Annotated in this window: 13 protein-coding genes; 5 read left to right on the forward strand and 8 right to left on the reverse strand. The window is 62.4% G+C overall.

The annotated features are described in order from the left end of the window. Nucleotides 1-106: 106 nt before the first annotated feature. The 5 genes from hemB to glaH form a co-directional block, all read right to left on the reverse strand. Complete coding sequence (hemB, locus tag V7787_RS04730) at nucleotides 107-1,081, reverse strand: porphobilinogen synthase (protein WP_336086040.1); 975 nt, start codon at nucleotides 1,079-1,081, stop codon at nucleotides 107-109. 161 nt (nucleotides 1,082-1,242) lie between these two features. Further along, nucleotides 1,243-2,136 (reverse strand): PA4780 family RIO1-like protein kinase, encoded by an 894-nt coding sequence (locus V7787_RS04735; protein ID WP_064490699.1) that lies wholly within the window; start codon nucleotides 2,134-2,136, stop codon nucleotides 1,243-1,245. Between the two features lie 87 nt (nucleotides 2,137-2,223). Beyond that, complete coding sequence (gabP, locus tag V7787_RS04740; protein ID WP_064490700.1) at nucleotides 2,224-3,615, reverse strand: GABA permease; 1,392 nt, start codon at nucleotides 3,613-3,615, stop codon at nucleotides 2,224-2,226. A 150-nt stretch (nucleotides 3,616-3,765) separates the two neighbouring features. Beyond that, the gene (gene lhgO / locus V7787_RS04745) at nucleotides 3,766-5,016 is read right to left on the reverse strand and encodes an L-2-hydroxyglutarate oxidase (RefSeq protein WP_064490701.1); all 1,251 of its coding nucleotides are present in this window, start codon (nucleotides 5,014-5,016) and stop codon (nucleotides 3,766-3,768) included. A 114-nt stretch (nucleotides 5,017-5,130) separates the two neighbouring features. Continuing rightward, nucleotides 5,131-6,108 (reverse strand): glutarate dioxygenase GlaH, encoded by a 978-nt coding sequence (glaH, locus tag V7787_RS04750; RefSeq protein ID WP_010953811.1) that lies wholly within the window; start codon nucleotides 6,106-6,108, stop codon nucleotides 5,131-5,133. Between the two features lie 195 nt (nucleotides 6,109-6,303). Here glaH and csiR point away from each other — a divergent pair, with 195 nt between their 5' ends. The 3 genes from csiR to V7787_RS04765 all read left to right on the forward strand — a co-directional run bounded on the left by csiR (nucleotide 6,304) and on the right by V7787_RS04765 (nucleotide 9,123). Further along, the gene (gene csiR, locus V7787_RS04755) at nucleotides 6,304-6,999 is read left to right on the forward strand and encodes a DNA-binding transcriptional regulator CsiR (RefSeq protein ID WP_010953810.1); all 696 of its coding nucleotides are present in this window, start codon (nucleotides 6,304-6,306) and stop codon (nucleotides 6,997-6,999) included. Between the two features lie 74 nt (nucleotides 7,000-7,073). Beyond that, nucleotides 7,074-7,754, forward strand: coding sequence for a response regulator transcription factor (locus V7787_RS04760; RefSeq protein WP_064490702.1), 681 nt, complete (start codon nucleotides 7,074-7,076; stop codon nucleotides 7,752-7,754). Further along, the gene (locus V7787_RS04765; protein WP_104887523.1) at nucleotides 7,732-9,123 is read left to right on the forward strand and encodes a sensor histidine kinase; all 1,392 of its coding nucleotides are present in this window, start codon (nucleotides 7,732-7,734) and stop codon (nucleotides 9,121-9,123) included. Before V7787_RS04760 ends, V7787_RS04765 begins: the two co-directional genes overlap by 23 nt. A 314-nt stretch (nucleotides 9,124-9,437) precedes the next feature. Here V7787_RS04765 and cysS read toward each other — a convergent pair whose 3' ends face one another. Both cysS and V7787_RS04775 read right to left on the reverse strand, forming a co-directional pair. Next, nucleotides 9,438-10,820, reverse strand: a complete 1,383-nt coding sequence (gene cysS, locus V7787_RS04770; RefSeq protein ID WP_104887522.1) for a cysteine--tRNA ligase — start codon at nucleotides 10,818-10,820, stop codon at nucleotides 9,438-9,440. A gap of 9 nt (nucleotides 10,821-10,829) precedes the next feature. Beyond that, nucleotides 10,830-12,533, reverse strand: coding sequence for a glutamine--tRNA ligase/YqeY domain fusion protein (locus tag V7787_RS04775; RefSeq protein ID WP_010953806.1), 1,704 nt, complete (start codon nucleotides 12,531-12,533; stop codon nucleotides 10,830-10,832). 248 nt (nucleotides 12,534-12,781) lie between these two features. Here V7787_RS04775 and V7787_RS04780 point away from each other — a divergent pair, with 248 nt between their 5' ends. Beyond that, on the forward strand, nucleotides 12,782-13,282 hold the full coding sequence (locus V7787_RS04780; RefSeq protein ID WP_010953805.1) for a peptidylprolyl isomerase: 501 nt from the start codon (nucleotides 12,782-12,784) through the stop codon (nucleotides 13,280-13,282). Next, nucleotides 13,279-14,001: a UDP-2,3-diacylglucosamine diphosphatase gene (locus tag V7787_RS04785; RefSeq protein ID WP_104887521.1), complete on the forward strand. Its 723-nt coding sequence runs from the start codon at nucleotides 13,279-13,281 to the stop codon at nucleotides 13,999-14,001. Before V7787_RS04780 ends, V7787_RS04785 begins: the two co-directional genes overlap by 4 nt. 81 nt (nucleotides 14,002-14,082) lie before the next feature. On the opposite strand, the gene pvdQ is transcribed toward V7787_RS04785, so the two are convergent. Continuing rightward, complete coding sequence (gene pvdQ, locus V7787_RS04790; protein ID WP_104887520.1) at nucleotides 14,083-16,395, reverse strand: bifunctional acylase PvdQ; 2,313 nt, start codon at nucleotides 16,393-16,395, stop codon at nucleotides 14,083-14,085. Nucleotides 16,396-16,580 lie beyond the last annotated feature (185 nt).

A 16,580-nucleotide genomic window follows, 5' to 3' on the forward strand; every position in this document is an offset into this window, starting at 1 on the left:
AAATAATTCAGCGCTTACTGTTTTTTTGTGCGTTTGCGGCACTATTCAACGGCGCCCAAAGAAAAGCCGCTGCAATGGCAGCGGCTTTCATGACCAAGGCCTGGCTTCAGATACCTTCGCGCGCCAGGTCCATGGCGAAGTAGGTCAGGATCAGGTCGGCACCGGCACGCTTGATTGCGCCAATGCTTTCGCGCACCACCCGGCCTTCGTCGATGGCACCGGCCAGCCCACCGAACTTGATCATCGCATACTCGCCACTCACCTGGTACGCCGCCAGTGGCAGGCGCGAAGCGGCGCGGATGTCGGCGATCACATCAAGATAGGCACCGGCCGGCTTGACCATCAGCACGTCCGCCCCTTCCTGCTCGTCGAGCAGCGACTCGCGCACCGCTTCGCGGCGGTTCATCGGGTTCATCTGGTAGCTTTTGCGGTCGCCCTTCAGTGCGGTGCCGCCGGCCTCACGGAAGGGGCCATACAACGACGAGGCGAACTTGGTCGAGTAGGCCATGATCGCGGTGTCGTGGAAGCCAGCACCGTCCAGGGCACTGCGGATAGCCTGCACCTGGCCGTCCATCGCCGCCGAGGGGGCAATGAAGTCGGCACCGGCAGCAGCGGCGATGACTGCCTGCCTGCCCAGGTTGGCCAGGGTGGCGTCGTTGTCCACGCCATGGTCATGCAGCACGCCGCAGTGGCCGTGGCTGGTGTATTCGCAGAAGCAGGTGTCGGACATCACCACCATTTCCGGCACGGTGTCCTTGCAGATACGCGACATGCGCGCAACCAGGCCGTTTTCGTTCCAGGTGTCGCTGCCATCGGCATCCAGGTGGTGCGATACGCCAAAGGTCATCACCGACTTGATACCGGCGCGGGCATAGCGCTCGATTTCCTGGGCCAACAGCTTCTCGGGGATACGGTTGACACCAGGCATGCTGGTGATCGGCACGAAATCATCGATGCCCTCTTCGACGAAGATCGGCAGGATCAGGTCTTCAAGGCGGAACTCGGTTTCCTGGAAGATCGTGCGCAGGGAGTCGTTCTGCCGCAGGCGGCGGGGACGAACGGACGGGAATTGGTTGGACATGACAGCTCCAGGGAATTTGAACGGCGTATACCTTATGCCTGTCGCGCGCCAGTGAAAAGGCTAAATGACGAGATTGTGTCTTGCGTCAATGGCAACGGCCGGGGTTTGCCTGTGTTGGCCTCTTCGCGGGTAAACCCGCGAAGAGGCGGTACAGGAATAAACTACTGCAGCCAGGGCGGCGTTACCTCCTCTGCCTTGGCCGCCCCATGCTCGGCCTCGGCGCGTGCTGCACGGCGGCGAGCGTCGTCCATCCGGGCGGCGTCGATCTCGCGCATCACCCCGGTTACGTCAGCTTCATGTTCGTCATCCTCGAACACCCCGGTCAACGGGCTGTCGGGCAGCAACTCGCCGGCCTCGTACAACGCCCACATCTCCTGCGCATAGCGGGTGCTTTTCAGCTCCGGGGCAAAGCGCCCGAAATAATGGGCCATGTTGTCCACATCGCGCTGCAGCATGCTGAAGGCGTGGTTGTTGGCGGCTGCATCCACTGCCTGCGGCAGGTCGATGATCACCGGCCCGTCCGGGCCGAGCAGCACGTTGAACTCGGACAGGTCGCCATGCACCATTCCGGCACACAGCATCAGCACGACCTGGCGAATGACGAAGGCGTGGAACGCGCGGGCATCCTCCGCTTCGAGGTGTACGTCGTTCAGCCGTGGGGCCGCATCGCCATCGGCATCGGTGACCAGCTCCATCAGGAGCACGCCGTCCTGGAAGTCGTAAGGCTTGGGCACCCTCACCCCGGCGGCGGCCAAACGGAACAGCGCTGCCACTTCGGCGTTCTGCCATGCATCTTCGGCTTCTTTGCGGCCGTACTTGCTGCCCTTGGCCATGGCCCGGGCCTGACGGCTGTTGCGTACCTTGCGGCCCTCCTGGTATTCGGCGGCCTGGCGGAAACTGCGCTTGTTGGCTTCTTTATAGACCTTGGCGCAGCGTACCTCGCTGCCACAGCGCACCACGTACACAGCGGCTTCCTTGCCACTCATCAACGGCCGTAGTACTTCGTCGACAAGGCCGTCTTCGATCAACGGTTCGATTCTTTTAGGTGTCTTCATCAGGCTGCGTTCAGGGTCCTGGCTTTGTTGGCGGACATCCTCTCACAGCCTGATGCGTCTTGCTCGTCTGTCTTCAGGCCGGACGAATCAGGCGCCCTGCCCCACGCCAGCCACGGCCCCGCCACGCGCCCGGCGCCGGGTCACCAGCACCCCCGAGCACACCACCAACACCGCCAGCACCATCGTCGAGACCACTTCCAGGCGATGATCCGGGCGGAACAGCATCAATACCAGTACACCGCTGATGAACAGGATCACCCCCCAGGTCAGCCACGGGAACAGCCACATGCGATAACCCAGTGTCTTGCCCTGTGCCGTCAGGCGCTGGCGCAGGCGCAGCTGGGAAATGGCGATGACCAGATACACCAGCAAGGCAATGGCACCGGAGCTTGCCATGAGGAAGCCAAATACCTGGGCCGGCACCAGGTAGTTGGCGATCACCGCCAGGAATGCAGCCCCCGTCGACAACAAGACTGCCACCACGGGTGTACCACTGCGGCTGGTTATCTGGGCACAGGCCGGGGCATCACCACGGCGGCTAAGCGAATAGACCATGCGCGAGGCGGTGTACAGCGACGAGTTGAGGCAGCTGGTCACCGACGTCAGCACCACGAAGTCGATGATGGCCTTGGCATTTGGCACGCCGAGGGTGTCCAGCACCGTGACATAAGAGCCTTCGGTCGCCAGGCGTGGGTCGGTCCACGGTACCAGTGCGATGACGATGAAGATCGACAGGATGTAGAACAGCGTTATCCGCCAGATCACCGAATTGGTAGCCTTGGAAATATGCTTGCCCGCCTCGTCGGATTCAGCCGCAGCAATGGTCACCACCTCGGCCCCGAGGAACGAGAACATGGTGATCAGCATCGCGCTCAGCACCGCACCAAAGCCGTTGGGCATGAAGCCCCCCGTATCCCACAAACGCGAGACGCCGCTGACGCCGGACCCCGGCAACAGGCCGAAAATGGCGCAAACACCCAGGGCGATGAAGCTGACGATGGCCACCACCTTGACCAGTGCCAACCAGAACTCGAACTCACCGTAATTCTTCACGCTGAACAGGTTGGTGGCCGTCAGCAGCAACGTGATCACCAACGACAACACCCAGATCTCCAGCTGCGGGACCCAGGAGTTGATGATGGTAGCGGCGATATTGGCCTCGATCGGAATGATCAGCACCCAGAACCACCAGTACAGCCAACCGATGGTGTAACCGGCCCATTTGCCGATGGCGAGGTCAGCGTAGGTTGAAAACGAGCCGGTGTCCGGGGAGGCAACAGCCATTTCAGCCAGCATTCGCATGACCAGCACCACCAGGCCGCCCGCCAGGATATAGGCCAGGATGGTGGCAGGCCCCGCTTCGGCGATGGCGCGGCCAGAGCCGACAAACAGCCCGGCGCCGATCACGCCGGCAATGGACAGCATGGTGACATGCCGGGATTTCAATCCATGACTCAAATTGTTCTTGTGGGTTTGCATGGCGCTACCTTGTTGTTTTTGTCATGCCCACGCAGGGGCCGCCGGCTGCACGTCACCGACGCAGGCGCGAAAAAGCCCGCCCTGCCCTGAATGGTGAGCAGGGCAGTACGGGTTGAGTAAAACGAAACCGCAGAAGGTGTTACCGGGGGGTCAGCTGGCGGCCCTATGGTTGGCCGACCGGTCGGCCTTGGGGAAGCTGCCGCCCTGCAGGCCAACCTGCTCGCACACTTTCTCGACGATGTAGGCGCCGATCGGTATGGCCGAGGTCGCGGCTGGCGACGGTGCGTTGCACACGTTGACACTGCGCGCGGTGTTGACGAACAGGAAATCGTCGATCAGCTTGCCGTCGCGCGACACCGCCTGGGCACGCACGCCGGCCGGGTAAGGCGTGAGGTCGGCTTTGGTTATGCTCGGGCAGTACTTCTGCACCTGCTTGAGGTACCCACCCTTGAACAGCGAGTTCTTCATCTCGATCAGGCCCGGGCGGAAGTTCTTCGCCAGCACCTTGAGGATGCCGGGCGTGGTCAGGGTCTGGAACAGGTCGCTGGGGCTGACATCGGTCTTGCGGTAGCCCTCGCGCTTCATCGCCAGCACAGCGTTGGGGCCTACGGTGACGGTGCCATCGATCATGCGGGTCAGGTGCACCCCCAGGAAGGGCATCGACGGGTCGGGAATCGGGTAGATCAGGTGGTTGACGATCTGATTGTGCTGCTTGGGCAGCAAGTAGTATTCGCCACGGAACGGGCAGATCACGAACTCGGTACGCAGCCCGAGCATGCCCACCACGCGGTCAGCCATCAGCCCCGAGCAGGTCACCAGGAAACGGCTGCGCAATTCATCACGCTGGGTGCGCACGATCACTTCATTTGCCTGTTCCTGCAGGCCGACCACTTCGGCGCCATAGCGGATTTCGCCACCGGCACGCTGGAACTCTGCGGCCATCGCAGCAGTCACCTGGGCGTAATTGACGATGCCGCTGGACGGCACGAAGATGCCCCCCATACCGACGATGTTGGGCTCACGCTCGCGCAACTCGTCAGCCGACAGCCAGTAGCGTTCCAGGCCATTGGCCGCCGTACGCTCCCACAGCGCCTTCATGCGCTGCATTTCCAGATCGTTGGTGGCTACCAGCAGCTTGCCGCACTCATCGAAGCGAATGCCGTGCTGGGTGCAGAAGGCTTTGGTCGCCTTGTTGCCTTCCAGGCAGAAGCGCGCCTTCAGGCTGCCGGGGGTGTAATACACGCCGGCGTGGATCACGCCGCTGTTATGGCCGGTCTGATGGCGGGCCGGGCCAGACTCTTTCTCCAGCAGGAGCATCTTCGCGTCCGGGTAGACCTTGATCAGGTGCATGGCCGTGGACATGCCCACAATCCCGCCGCCAATAATGATGAAATCGTACACAGCCTTACCTCACACGCAGGCATTGCCTGGCAGGCTCACCAAAGCCCGCACGGGGCCTGGTGGCATAGTTTTGTGCAAAAACGCGTGGGCGGGCGCCCGCCCCGCGCCCTGTCATTATTGCCCGCGCTGGTACAGCGGCTTGGGGAAGGCGACGTAACCACGCTGGCGCATCAGTTCGCGGCGCAGGCCCTCGTGCGGGGTGAAGCGATCGCGGCCATGCAGCCAGAACAGGTTGTTGATCAGCAGGAAACTGCCTACGCCTACCGGTACCGAGACCTTCTTGCCGCTGCCTTCCAGCGACTCGGACAAGGCGTTCAGCCAGATACCTTCCTCGTAGTTTTCCGGCTGCACGAACTGGTCAATGTAGCGCATGGTCGGCCGGCCTTCGGCATCAGTGTCGAATACCGAATGGAACACATCTTCGGCAACCTTTTTGCTCGGCGGTGCGGTCCAGCGCATTTCGCGGCGGGCCAGAGGGTGACGGAAGAACGCCTCGCACTGCTCCCAGTCGTCCAGGTGCAGCAGCAGCGAGTTGCCGCCTTCCATGTTCTTTTCGTCGATCTTCAGCATCAGCACGTAGTCGGTGATCTGGTTCACGAACGTGCCGTCGTTGTGCAGCTCCATGACCCGGTGCGGCTGGCGCAGGTAGCTGTCGGAGTTGTCGCTGTTGACCACCACGAAGCGCGCATAGAACTGGCCACTCATGGCGTCATAGTTGGAACGGCCGATCAGGTGAGCGCAGGCGGTGGTGAACTTGACCATGTCCTCGGCCTGGCTCACGTCATCCAGGCCGATCGGGGTGATCAGCATACCGCCTGTGGCACGGTCGAGGATGGTGTTGAGCAGCACCGGACGCAGCGTGCCCTGGCACAGCTCGTCAAGGATTTCGCCTACACGAAAACGCAGGAACGACTTGTACTCCAATGCCTGCACCGGCCATTGGGCAACGGCCTGCACGAACGCTTCGACGGTTTCCCGGGCAAAGGTCAGTTCCAGCAGGCGCGGCGACTGTTTCGAGGGGGCGATGGTGTAGCCCTGCGGTTCGAGAGGCAGTGGCATGACAAGTTCGTCGATCTGCGTAAAGGCGTTCATGGCAGTGTCCTGGCTAAAAAAGTAGGTGGCGCCGTCCGGTCATGACCTGGATCAGTGCGGGCGAGGTAAAAATATCGCTACTAACTAAAAATGTCTACATTTTTATATTTCAACGACAATAACCACGTTTGTCCATTGTTTTTCGTCGGCAGAGGGTTTCGGTATGATCGGCAAAACGTTTTGAGGAACAGGATCTTGGAAGCGCTCGCCCCCCGACAAAACTCAGCATTCAGCGGGTATGAGAGGCTCAAGAAGGACATCATCCGCGGGGTGTTCAAGCCCGGTGAAAAGCTGTTGATGAGCACCCTCAAGGAACGCTACGACCTGGGTGTGGGCCCGCTGCGCGAAGCACTGTCGCAACTGGTGGCCGAGCACCTGGTCAACGCGATCAGCCAGAAAGGCTACCGGGTAGCGCCCATGTCGCTGGATGAGATGAACGACATCTACGACGCCCGCGCCAACCTGGAAGCGATGATCATTGCCTTGGCCATCGAGCGCGGCGATGACGCCTGGGAGGCATCGGTGCTGGCCCACTCGCATACCTTGGCCAAGGTGGTGGAAGTAAAAACCCGCGAGCAGCGGCTGGATGTGTGGGACGAGCGGCACAAGGCGTTCCATACTGCCATTGCCTCGGGCTGCGGCTCCAAGCACCTGCTGCAGGCACGCACCTACCTGTTCGACCAGGCCGAGCGCTACCGCCACCTGTGGCTGACGCAGACGGTGTTTTCCGAAGAGGCGCTGGCGCTCAAGCGCCAGGAGCATGCGGCACTGGTCGAGGTGATCCTCGCCCGGGATGCCAAAACCGCCAGCGCCATGATGCGCTCGCACCTGATGACACCGGTACCGATCATTGCGCAGATCATGCACGCCGAAGGCATCGGTGCCCGCTAGATGAATTTTTCTTAAATCGCCGGTTGTCTATTCTTTGGCACAATCAGATCTCCATTAGATGCCCAGGAACCAGCATGCCTCGCGTACTGACCATCGAAGACGACGTCGTCACCGGCCAGGAAATCGTCGCCGAACTGACCAGCCACGGTCTGGAAGTGGATTGGGCCGACAATGGCCGTGAAGGCCTGGCCAAAGCCATTGCGGGCGGCTACGACCTGATCACCCTGGACCGCATGCTGCCCGAGGTCGACGGCCTGACCATCGTCACCACCCTGCGCAACCTCAAGATCGCTACGCCGATCCTGATGATCAGCGCCCTCTCCGACGTCGATGAGCGGGTGCGCGGCCTGCGTGCCGGCGGAGACGACTACCTGACCAAGCCGTTCGCCTCCGACGAAATGGCCGCGCGAGTCGAGGTATTGCTGCGCCGTAACAGCGTACCCACGACCCAGACCCGCTTGCAGGTTGCCGATCTGCAGCTGGACCTGATCAGCCACGAAGCGCGCCGCGGTGACAACACCCTCAACCTGTTGCCCACCGAGTACAAGCTGCTGGAGTACCTGATGCGCCACAGCGGCCAGGTGATCACGCGGATGATGATTTTCGAGGAAGTCTGGGGCTATCACTTCGACCCGGGCACCAACCTGATCGACGTGCACATCGGCCGCCTGCGCAAGAAGATCGACTCACCCGGCCAGTCGCCGCTGATCCGTACGGTACGGGGCTCCGGCTATGCCATTGCTGAACCCGTCTAAAGGCTGGAGTTCTTCTACCAGCCGCCTGCTGGCGCTGTACAGCTTTCTGTTCGTGGCCTGGAGCAGCATCCTCATGGGGGTGCTGTACTTCGAGGTCTCCAGCTACCTGAACAAACTCACCCGTCATTCCATGCTGCAGCGCCAGCACCTGTTCGCCCACATGAGCGGCAAGCAACTGGACGACGCCCTGATTGCCAGCCAGGCCTTCGAGGAGCGCAGCTTTGACGCCTACGGCCTGTTCGATAGCCAGCTCAACCCGATTGGCGGCACCGTGCGAGCCCTGCCCCCAGAGCTCAGACTGGATGGCAAGATCCATGAGCTGGAACGCTGCCTGGATGCCGACGACCCACGCATGCCCCGCGACAGCTGCGACGCGGTGGCAATCAAGGTACAGGATGGCCGGTGGCTGGTGCTGGTGCGTGACAATGGCTCGCTGTTCGTGGTTACCCGAATCATCCTGCACGCCCTGCTCTGGGGCATCTCGCTGACCCTGATCCCGGGTTTTGCCGGTTGGTACCTGCTACGGCGCAGGCCGCTCAAGCGTATACGGGCGATCCAGGCCCAGGCCGAACTGATCGTCGCCGGCGACCTGACCCACCGCCTGCCACTGTCGGCCCGCCGCGACGAGCTGGACATGCTTGCGGCGATCGTCAATGCCATGCTCGACCGTATCGAACGGCTGATGCATGAGGTCAAGGGTGTGTGCGACAACATTGCCCATGACCTGCGCACACCGCTGACCCGCCTGCGCGCCCAGCTGTACCGTATTCGCCAGCAAAGCGACGTGGATTCTGCGCAAGCCGAAGCGCTGGACCAGGCCATTGGCGAAACCGACACCTTGATGGCGCGCTTTCGCGGGTTGTTGCGCATCAGCGAGCTGGAAGACCGCCAGCGCCGCGCCGGCTTCATCCAGCTTGACCCGCATGAGCTGCTGGTAGAACTGCATGATTTTTACCTGCCATTGGCCGAGGATGGCGGCATTCAACTGCAATTGCACCAACCTGCGCAGCTACCGGCGTTGCACGGCGACCGCGAACTGCTGTTCGAGGCCTTGGCGAATCTGGTGGGCAACGCGATCAAGTTCACGCCCGAGGGTGGTCGGGTGCGCATCACCGCCACGCAGGATGACAGCGGCGTGCACATGGCGATCGAGGATAGCGGGCCTGGTATTCCCGAAGCCGAGCGCACGGCTGTACTGAAACGGTTCTATCGCAGCGATGAGGGCCACCGCCATGCCGGCTTCGGGCTGGGGTTGTCGATCGTGGCAGCGATCGTCGACCTGCATGGGTTCGGGCTGGAGATCGGCGAAAGCGAACTGGGTGGGGCCAGGCTGGTATTGCACTGCCCGCTTGCGGGTCTAGGCAAATAAAAGCTGGGGCTGCTTTGCGGCCCTTCGCGGGCATGCCCGCTCCCACAGGTTGGCGCGACATTTCAAGTGTGCGCTATCCCTGTGGGAGGCCACCGCCATGCGGCTTCGGGCTGGAGATCGGCGAAAGCGAATTGGGTGGGGCCAGGCTGGTATTGCACTGCCCGCTTGCGGGCCTAGGCAAATAAAAGCTGGGGCCGCTTTGCGGCCCTTCGCGGGCATGCCCGCTCCCACAGAGATAGCGCACACTTGAAATGTCGCGCCAACCTGTGGGAGCGGGCGTGCCCGCGAAGGGCTGCAACGCAGCCCCAGTTGCTTTAGTCAGCCAGGCGCCAGGTAGTCGTGCCCTTGCTGTCTTCCAGCACTACACCCATGGCGGTCAGCTGATCGCGAATGCGGTCGGACTCGGCCCAGTTCTTGTCCGCACGCGCCTTCAGGCGCGCCTGGATCAAGCCCTCGACTTCAGCCGCATCGACCTTGCCTTCGGCACCAGCACGCAGGAAGTCATCGGCCTCCAGTTGCAGCACACCCAGCACATCACCCAGCTCGCGCAGTCGACCGGCCAGGCCAGCAGCAGCCTCCACGTCGCTGTCGCGCAGGCGGTTGATCTCGCGCACCAGGTCGAACAGGACGGCACAGGCTTCGGGGGTGCCGAAGTCGTCGTTCATCGCCACGCTGAAGCGCTCGACAAACGCTTCGCCACCCTTGGCCGCCACCCGTGGCAGGCCGCGCAGGGCGTGGTAGAAGCGCTCCAGCGCGCCCTTGGCGTCACGCAGGCTGTCTTCCGAGTAGTTGATCGCGCTGCGGTAGTGGCTGGCCACCAGCAGGTAGCGCACCACCTCCGGGTGGTACTTCTCGAGCACGTCGCGGATGGTGAAGAAGTTGTTCAACGACTTGGACATCTTCTCGCCGTTGATACGGATCATGCCGCAATGCATCCAGGCGTTGGCGTACTGCTTGCCGGTGGCCGCCTCGCTCTGGGCAATCTCGTTCTCGTGGTGCGGGAACTCCAGGTCGCTGCCGCCACCGTGAATGTCGAAGCTCTCGCCCAGGCAGCAGGTGGACATGACCGAGCACTCGATGTGCCAGCCCGGGCGACCCGGGCCCCATGGCGATTCCCAGCTCGGCTCGCCCGGCTTGACGCCCTTCCACAGGACGAAGTCGAGCGGGTCCTGCTTGGCTTCGTCGACCTCGATGCGTGCACCGATACGCAGGTCTTCGATCTTCTTGCGCGACAGCTTGCCGTAGCCAACGAACTTGCCGACCCGGTAGTACACGTCGCCATTGCCTGGCGCGTAGGCGTACCCCTTGTCGATCAACGTCTGGATCATCGCGTGCATGCCGGCGATATGGTCGGTGGCACGCGGCTCCTGGTCTGGCGGCAGAATGTTCAGGCGGCGCTCGTCTTCGTGCATCGCGTCGATCATGCGGGCAGTCAGGGCGTCGAAACTTTCGCCGTTCTCGTTGGCCCGGTTGATGATCTTGTCATCGATGTCGGTAATGTTGCGCACGTAGGTCAGCTCATAGCCACTCTTGCGCAGCCAGCGGGTGACCAGGTCGAAGGCCACCATGCTGCGGCCATGGCCCAGGTGGCAGTAGTCGTACACGGTCATGCCGCACACGTACATGCGCACCTTGTTGCCATCCAGCGGCTTGAAGGTTTCCTTCGCTTTGCTCAGGGTGTTGTAGATGGTAAGCACGGCGGTTCCTCAGCTGCCCCAGGAGTCACGCAGGGTGACAGTGCGGTTGAACACCGGGCGGCCCGGCTGGCTGTCTTTCAGGTCGGCGCAGAAGTAGCCTTCGCGCTCGAACTGGAAGCGGTCCTCGGGCTGCGCCTGGGCCAGCGACGGCTCGGCACGGCAACCGCTGAGCACTTGCAGCGAAGCAGGGTTGATGTTGTCCAGGAAGCTGCCGCCCTCCTCGGTCTTTTCCGGGTTCGGCGAGCGGAACAGGCGGTCGTACAGGCGCACTTCGCACTCGACGCTGCCTTCGGCCGGCACCCAGTGGATCACGCCCTTGACCTTGCGGCCTTCAGGGTTCTTGCCCAGGGTGTCGGGGTCGTACGAGCAACGCAGTTCGACGATGTTGCCGTCGGCGTCCTTGATCGCTTCGTCAGCACGAATCACGTAGCTGCCGCGCAGGCGCACTTCACCGGCCGGTTCCAGGCGTTTGTAGCCCTTCGGCGGTTCTTCCATGAAGTCGTCGCGGTCGATGTACAGCTCGCGGGAGAACGGCAGCACACGCACGCCCATGTCTTCCTTCGGGTGACGTGGCAGCTCAAGCTGCTCGACCTGGCCTTCCGGGTAGTTGGTGATGACCACCTTCAGCGGGCGCAGCACGCACATCGCGCGTGGCGCGGTGCGGTCCAGGTCGTCACGGATGCTGAACTCGAGCATCGACATGTCGACCACACCGTCGGAACGGTTGGTGCCGATCATTTCGCAGAAGTTGCGGATCGAAGCTGGCGTATAGCCACGGCGACGGAAGCCGGACAGGGTCGACATGCGTGGGTCGTCCCAGGCATCGACGTGCTTCTCGTCCACAAGCTGCTTGAGCTTGCGCTTGGAGGTAATGGTGTAGTTCAGGTTCAGGCGGCTGAACTCGTACTGACGCGGGTGTGCCGGCACCGGCAGGTTGTCGAGGAACCAGTCGTACAGCGGACGATGCCCTTCGAACTCCAGGGTGCAGATCGAGTGGGTAATGCCCTCGATGGCATCCGACTGGCCGTGGGTGAAGTCGTAGTTGGGGTAGATGCACCACTTGTCGCCGGTCTGGTGGTGGTGGGCATGACGAATGCGGTACAGGATAGGGTCGCGCAGGTTCATGTTTGGCGAGGCCATGTCGATCTTGGCCCGCAGCACACGCTCGCCGTCCTTGAACTCGCCGGCCTTCATGCGGGCGAACAGGTCGAGGTTTTCTTCCACGCTGCGCTCGCGGAACGGGCTGTTCTTGCCCGGCTCCTTGAGGTTGCCGCGGTATTCCTTGGCTTGCTCGGGAGTAAGGTCGCAGACGTAGGCCTTGCCGCGCTTGATCAGCTCGACCGCCCAGTCGTGCAGCTGGTCGAAGTAGTCGGAGGCGTAACGCACGTCGCCGCCCCACTCGAAGCCCAGCCATTTGACATCGCTCTGGATGGCGTCGATGTACTCCTGGTCTTCCTTGGCCGGGTTGGTATCGTCGAAACGCAGGTGGCAGACGCCGCCGAATTCCTTGGCCAGGCCGAAGTTGACGCAGATCGACTTGGCGTGGCCGATGTGCAGGTAACCATTGGGCTCCGGCGGGAAACGGGTGACGATGCTGCTGTGCTTGCCCGAGTCCAGGTCGGCCTGGATGATCGGCCGCAGGAAGTTCGCAGGGACAGCGGGGGCGCCTTTGGCAGCGGCGTTGGGCGCGTTGTCGGCAGTGGGCTTGCTCATAGGATCCTTGAATGCGTGTGTCCAGCCTGGGTAGGCCGATTGAATCAAAGGGCCTATCATAGCCGAAGCAGTCAAGCTGCTGACAGCCGCGCCCGGACAAACTGATGTGATTTATCACGGCTTTTTGCCGCAGCCTGGCAAAATGGCCAGTGCGCGCCATGTGTCGCGATCGCCTGATCCTGCGTCTGGTGATAACCCGCGCCCTGCGCACCCTAATTTCTGATTGCCTTGAAAGAGCGAGTTTCAGCATGTCCAAAGTCAAACTGAGCACCAACCACGGCGACATCGTCCTGCAACTGGACGCCGAGAAAGCGCCGCTGACTACCGAAAACTTCGTTCAGTACGTCAAGGACGGCCACTACAATGGCACCGTATTCCACCGTGTGATCAAAGGCTTCATGATCCAGGGCGGCGGCTTCGAGGCTGGCATGAGCCAGAAGAAAACCCGCGCCAGCATCCAGAACGAAGCCGACAACGGCCTGAAGAACAAGAAGTACAGCATTGCCATGGCCCGTACCATGGAGCCGCACTCCGCCTCGGCGCAGTTCTTCATCAACGCCTCCGACAACGACTTCCTCAACCACAGCGGCAAGAACGTGCAAGGCTGGGGTTATGCCGTATTCGGTGAAGTGATCGAAGGCCGTGAAGTGGTCGACGCCATCGAAAAAGTGGCCACCGGTTCCAAAGCTGGCCACCAGGACGTACCGAAGGACGACGTGATCATCGAGAAAGCCGAGATCATTGAGTGATTCTGCTGATCTCTGATCTGCACCTGCAAGAAGAACGCCCGGATATTTCCCGGGCGTTTCTTGATCTGCTCGATGGCCGCGCCCGCCACGCCAAGGCCCTGTACATCCTTGGTGACTTCTTCGAAGCGTGGATTGGCGACGATGCCATGACGCCCTTCCAGCAGTCGATCTGCCAGGCCATGCGCCGGCTGAGCGACAGTGGCACGGCCATCTACCTGATGCATGGCAACCGTGACTTCCTGATTGGCCAGGCCTTCTGCGATGCCGCTGGCTGCACCTTGTTGAGCGACCCCAGCGTGATCGAGCTGGGCGGTGAACAGGTGCTGCTGATGCACGGCGACACCCTGTGCACCCGCGACCTGGGCTACATGAAGATGCGCCGCCTGCTGCGCAATCCGCTGAGCTTGTGGATCCTGCGCCACCTGCCGCTGTCGGCCCGCTACAAGCTGGCCCGCAAGCTGCGCAGCGAAAGCCGCACGCAAGTGCGGATGAAGTCCACCGAAATCGTCGACGTCACGCCGGAAGAAGTCCCCAAGGTGATGGCGGCGCATGGCGTACGCACCTTGGTGCATGGCCATACCCATCGGCCAGCGATTCATAAGCTGATGGTCGATGGCCAGCCGGCACGGCGTATCGTGCTGGGCGACTGGGACCGCCGCGGTTGGGCCTTGCAGGTTGACGAACAGGGCTTTCAGTTGGCGCCGTTCGAGTTTTCCTGACATTACAGGGTCTCGCGGGCAAGCCCGCAGGCCCCTGTAGGAGCGGGTTTACCCGCGAATGGGCCGGCGCAGGCTGACGCCTCAGGGCTGGCTGACTACCGCCCCCTTGTCCCGCTCACTGATCACCACTTCCCGGTACTCAGGGTCTGCCTTGATCTGCGCCTCGGTAAACGGGATCAGCGCCAGTTGCTTGGCCGCAAATGCCTTGGTCTGGTCACTGGCATGCGCCGAAGCCTTCTCACTCGACTGGGAAAACGCAAGCAGGCCACGGGCTTCTGGCCCCTTGTCGGTAAAGCTGACCAGTTGCAGGTAGCTGGTGCCACTCACCACCAGCCGCTTGCCCTGCCCGTGCGGCACGCTGTAGATCGCGTTGTACACCCCTAGCGCCTGCGGGCCGCCCGGTACCGGCGTACCATCAAGGGCCTGTTGCACCTGCCCCCAGCGCGCTTCCCCGGCCACGCCACTTTCACTGACCTGCTTGAGCGACGCCAGTGCTGCCTGATGAACCAGCCTGCTTACCGCCGCCTGCTCGACAGCCAGGCCGCGCGGGGTGTGCTGCGGGTCGGCCGGGTTGAATGCCACTCGCCAGCTTTCCGGGTGCTCGGCCAGCGCATTGAACAGGTTCTGGAAGTGCACCAGGCCCATACCACTGTCGAGGTCGGCCTTGCCGTTCCAGGCGGCCAGGCTGCTGCACACGGCCTGCACATCTGCGCCGGCGCCCTTGCACCATTGCAGCAGGTCTGGCAATACCAGGCTGGCCAGGTACACCTCGTCATCGGTGACCATGCGCTGCAATTCATCTACACCTAACCGGGCTTTGCCCTGCAGGCGTTGCAAGGCAAAGCGGCCACGCATGCCCAGTGGTTGGTCATTGCGGCTGACCAGTGGCGAGTAGCCGGTCAGCGGCTGCGCCGGGTTGGCCATCCAGGCCGGGTCGTTGGAGTTCTGTACGAAGTCTTCACGCTCCAGGCTTGGCAGCAGCCGCGCCGGGAAGATGCCCGGTTGCGCCGCCTGCGCGTCAACCTTCCACTGGCATGCGCTACGCGAGCCGTCCAGCACCACCAGGCGCCCTTGCGCCTGCGGGTTGCTGCAGGTATCCAATAGTTGCTGGTCAACATAGGGCACTACCGACTGGTTCAGGTACAAGGCCCGACCTCCCTGATCCACGGCCAGCGTGTTGACCCAAGGGATACCTTGCAACTGCTCGACCGATCCCTTCAATGCCGCCAGGCTGTCGGCTCGGTTGATCTGGAACCACTGCTGCAACACCCGCGAGTTCTCAAGGTTGGCGTCTCGCACGCTGTAGGCTGCCTGCGCGTCCCAGTCCAGGCGGCCTGGCCATTGCACCACCGGGCCGAACTGCGAACTGTAGACCTGCCGCTCAATCTGGCTCAGGCTGCCATCCGTGCCTTTGACCGCGACACGGATGGTTTGCCGGGCCATCGGCAGCGACTTGCCATCGAGCACATAGCGGGTCGGGTCTTTGGGGTCGAGTTGCAGGCGGTAGAGCGTGAAGTGCTTGGAGGTGTCGACGGTGTGCGTCCACGCCAGGTGCTGGTTGAAACCAATGTTGACCACCGGCAGGCCTGGTAACGCCGCGCCCATCACATCGAGCTGACCGGGAATGGTCAGTTGCATCTGGTAGAAGCGCATGCCGCCCATCCACGGGAAGTGCGGGTTGGCCAGCAACAGGCCGCGGCCATTGGCTGAGCGCTGCGCGCCTACTGCCACTGCATTGCTGCCACGCTCCGCGGCGAACCGCTCCTGCCGGACCAGCGCGGTGGCAAAGCCCGCTGACGATTGCTGACCGGCCAGCGTTGGCGGTTGCGCCCCTGCCAACGCCTCGACGAACTGCCCGACACCGCCTTCGGCCAGTAACCGGCGGGTCAGTTTGACCAGATCCTGGCTGCTGATGGGGCGCACCCACTCACCATCGCCACACTCGGCGGGCAGCCCTTGACGACGGCGTTCGACCAACGCCCGGTTGTAGCCGCTGGCGTAACCCGCCAGCAATGCCTGCACCGGCGCGGGTTGCGCCTGCAGGAAGGCATCGACCGCCGCTGGGCTATTGAGCCAGGTGAAGAACAGGTCGCTGGCCAGGTTGTCACGCTGCTCCAGGGTCTGGCCCTTGGCGCCGAAATAACGTGAGCGCTCACCGCTCACGGTCAGCACTTCATTGGCGAGCAGGCATAGGTTGTCCTGGGCGTAGGCATAGCCGACGCCATAGCCCAGGCCACGCTCATCCTTGGCCACGATATGCGGTACGCCGTAACGGGTGTAACGGATCTGGGCACTGGCATCGGCTGGCGCGGGCTGCGCCTGCACACCGACGCTGAAGGCCACCAGGGCAGCGGCCAGGCCGGCGCAGGTCATGGGACGGCAAAGTGGAAACACGGGCACTCCTCGGGTTCGGGGGTCATCCCGATCAGACGAATGGCCAGATGAATATTTTACGTATTACAAGGCGATGGAACGTCTTGATGAGAAACAGGCATTTTTTTCACGAATGGGTTGCAGTTTTTGCGTGCTCATTCGTCCTAGTAAGTGAGCCACCCACATTTCGGGTTCGTCCACGAAAA

The organism is Pseudomonas sp. CGJS7, assembly GCF_036961695.1.

Bases quoted from the DNA above. Each gene is read 5' to 3' on its own strand.
- V7787_RS04760 (WP_064490702.1), top strand. From the start codon at position 7,074: ATGCCTCGCGTACTGACCATCGAAGACGACGTCGTCACCGGCCAGGAA.
- V7787_RS04780 (WP_010953805.1), top strand. From the start codon at position 12,782: ATGTCCAAAGTCAAACTGAGCACCAACCACGGCGACATCGTCCTGCAA.
- V7787_RS04735 (WP_064490699.1), bottom strand. From the start codon at position 2,136: ATGAAGACACCTAAAAGAATCGAACCGTTGATCGAAGACGGCCTTGTC.
- hemB (WP_336086040.1), bottom strand. From the start codon at position 1,081: ATGTCCAACCAATTCCCGTCCGTTCGTCCCCGCCGCCTGCGGCAGAAC.
- gabP (WP_064490700.1), bottom strand. From the start codon at position 3,615: ATGCAAACCCACAAGAACAATTTGAGTCATGGATTGAAATCCCGGCAT.
- glaH (WP_010953811.1), bottom strand. From the start codon at position 6,108: ATGAACGCCTTTACGCAGATCGACGAACTTGTCATGCCACTGCCTCTC.
- V7787_RS04775 (WP_010953806.1), bottom strand. From the start codon at position 12,533: ATGAGCAAGCCCACTGCCGACAACGCGCCCAACGCCGCTGCCAAAGGC.
- V7787_RS04765 (WP_104887523.1), top strand. From the start codon at position 7,732: ATGCCATTGCTGAACCCGTCTAAAGGCTGGAGTTCTTCTACCAGCCGC.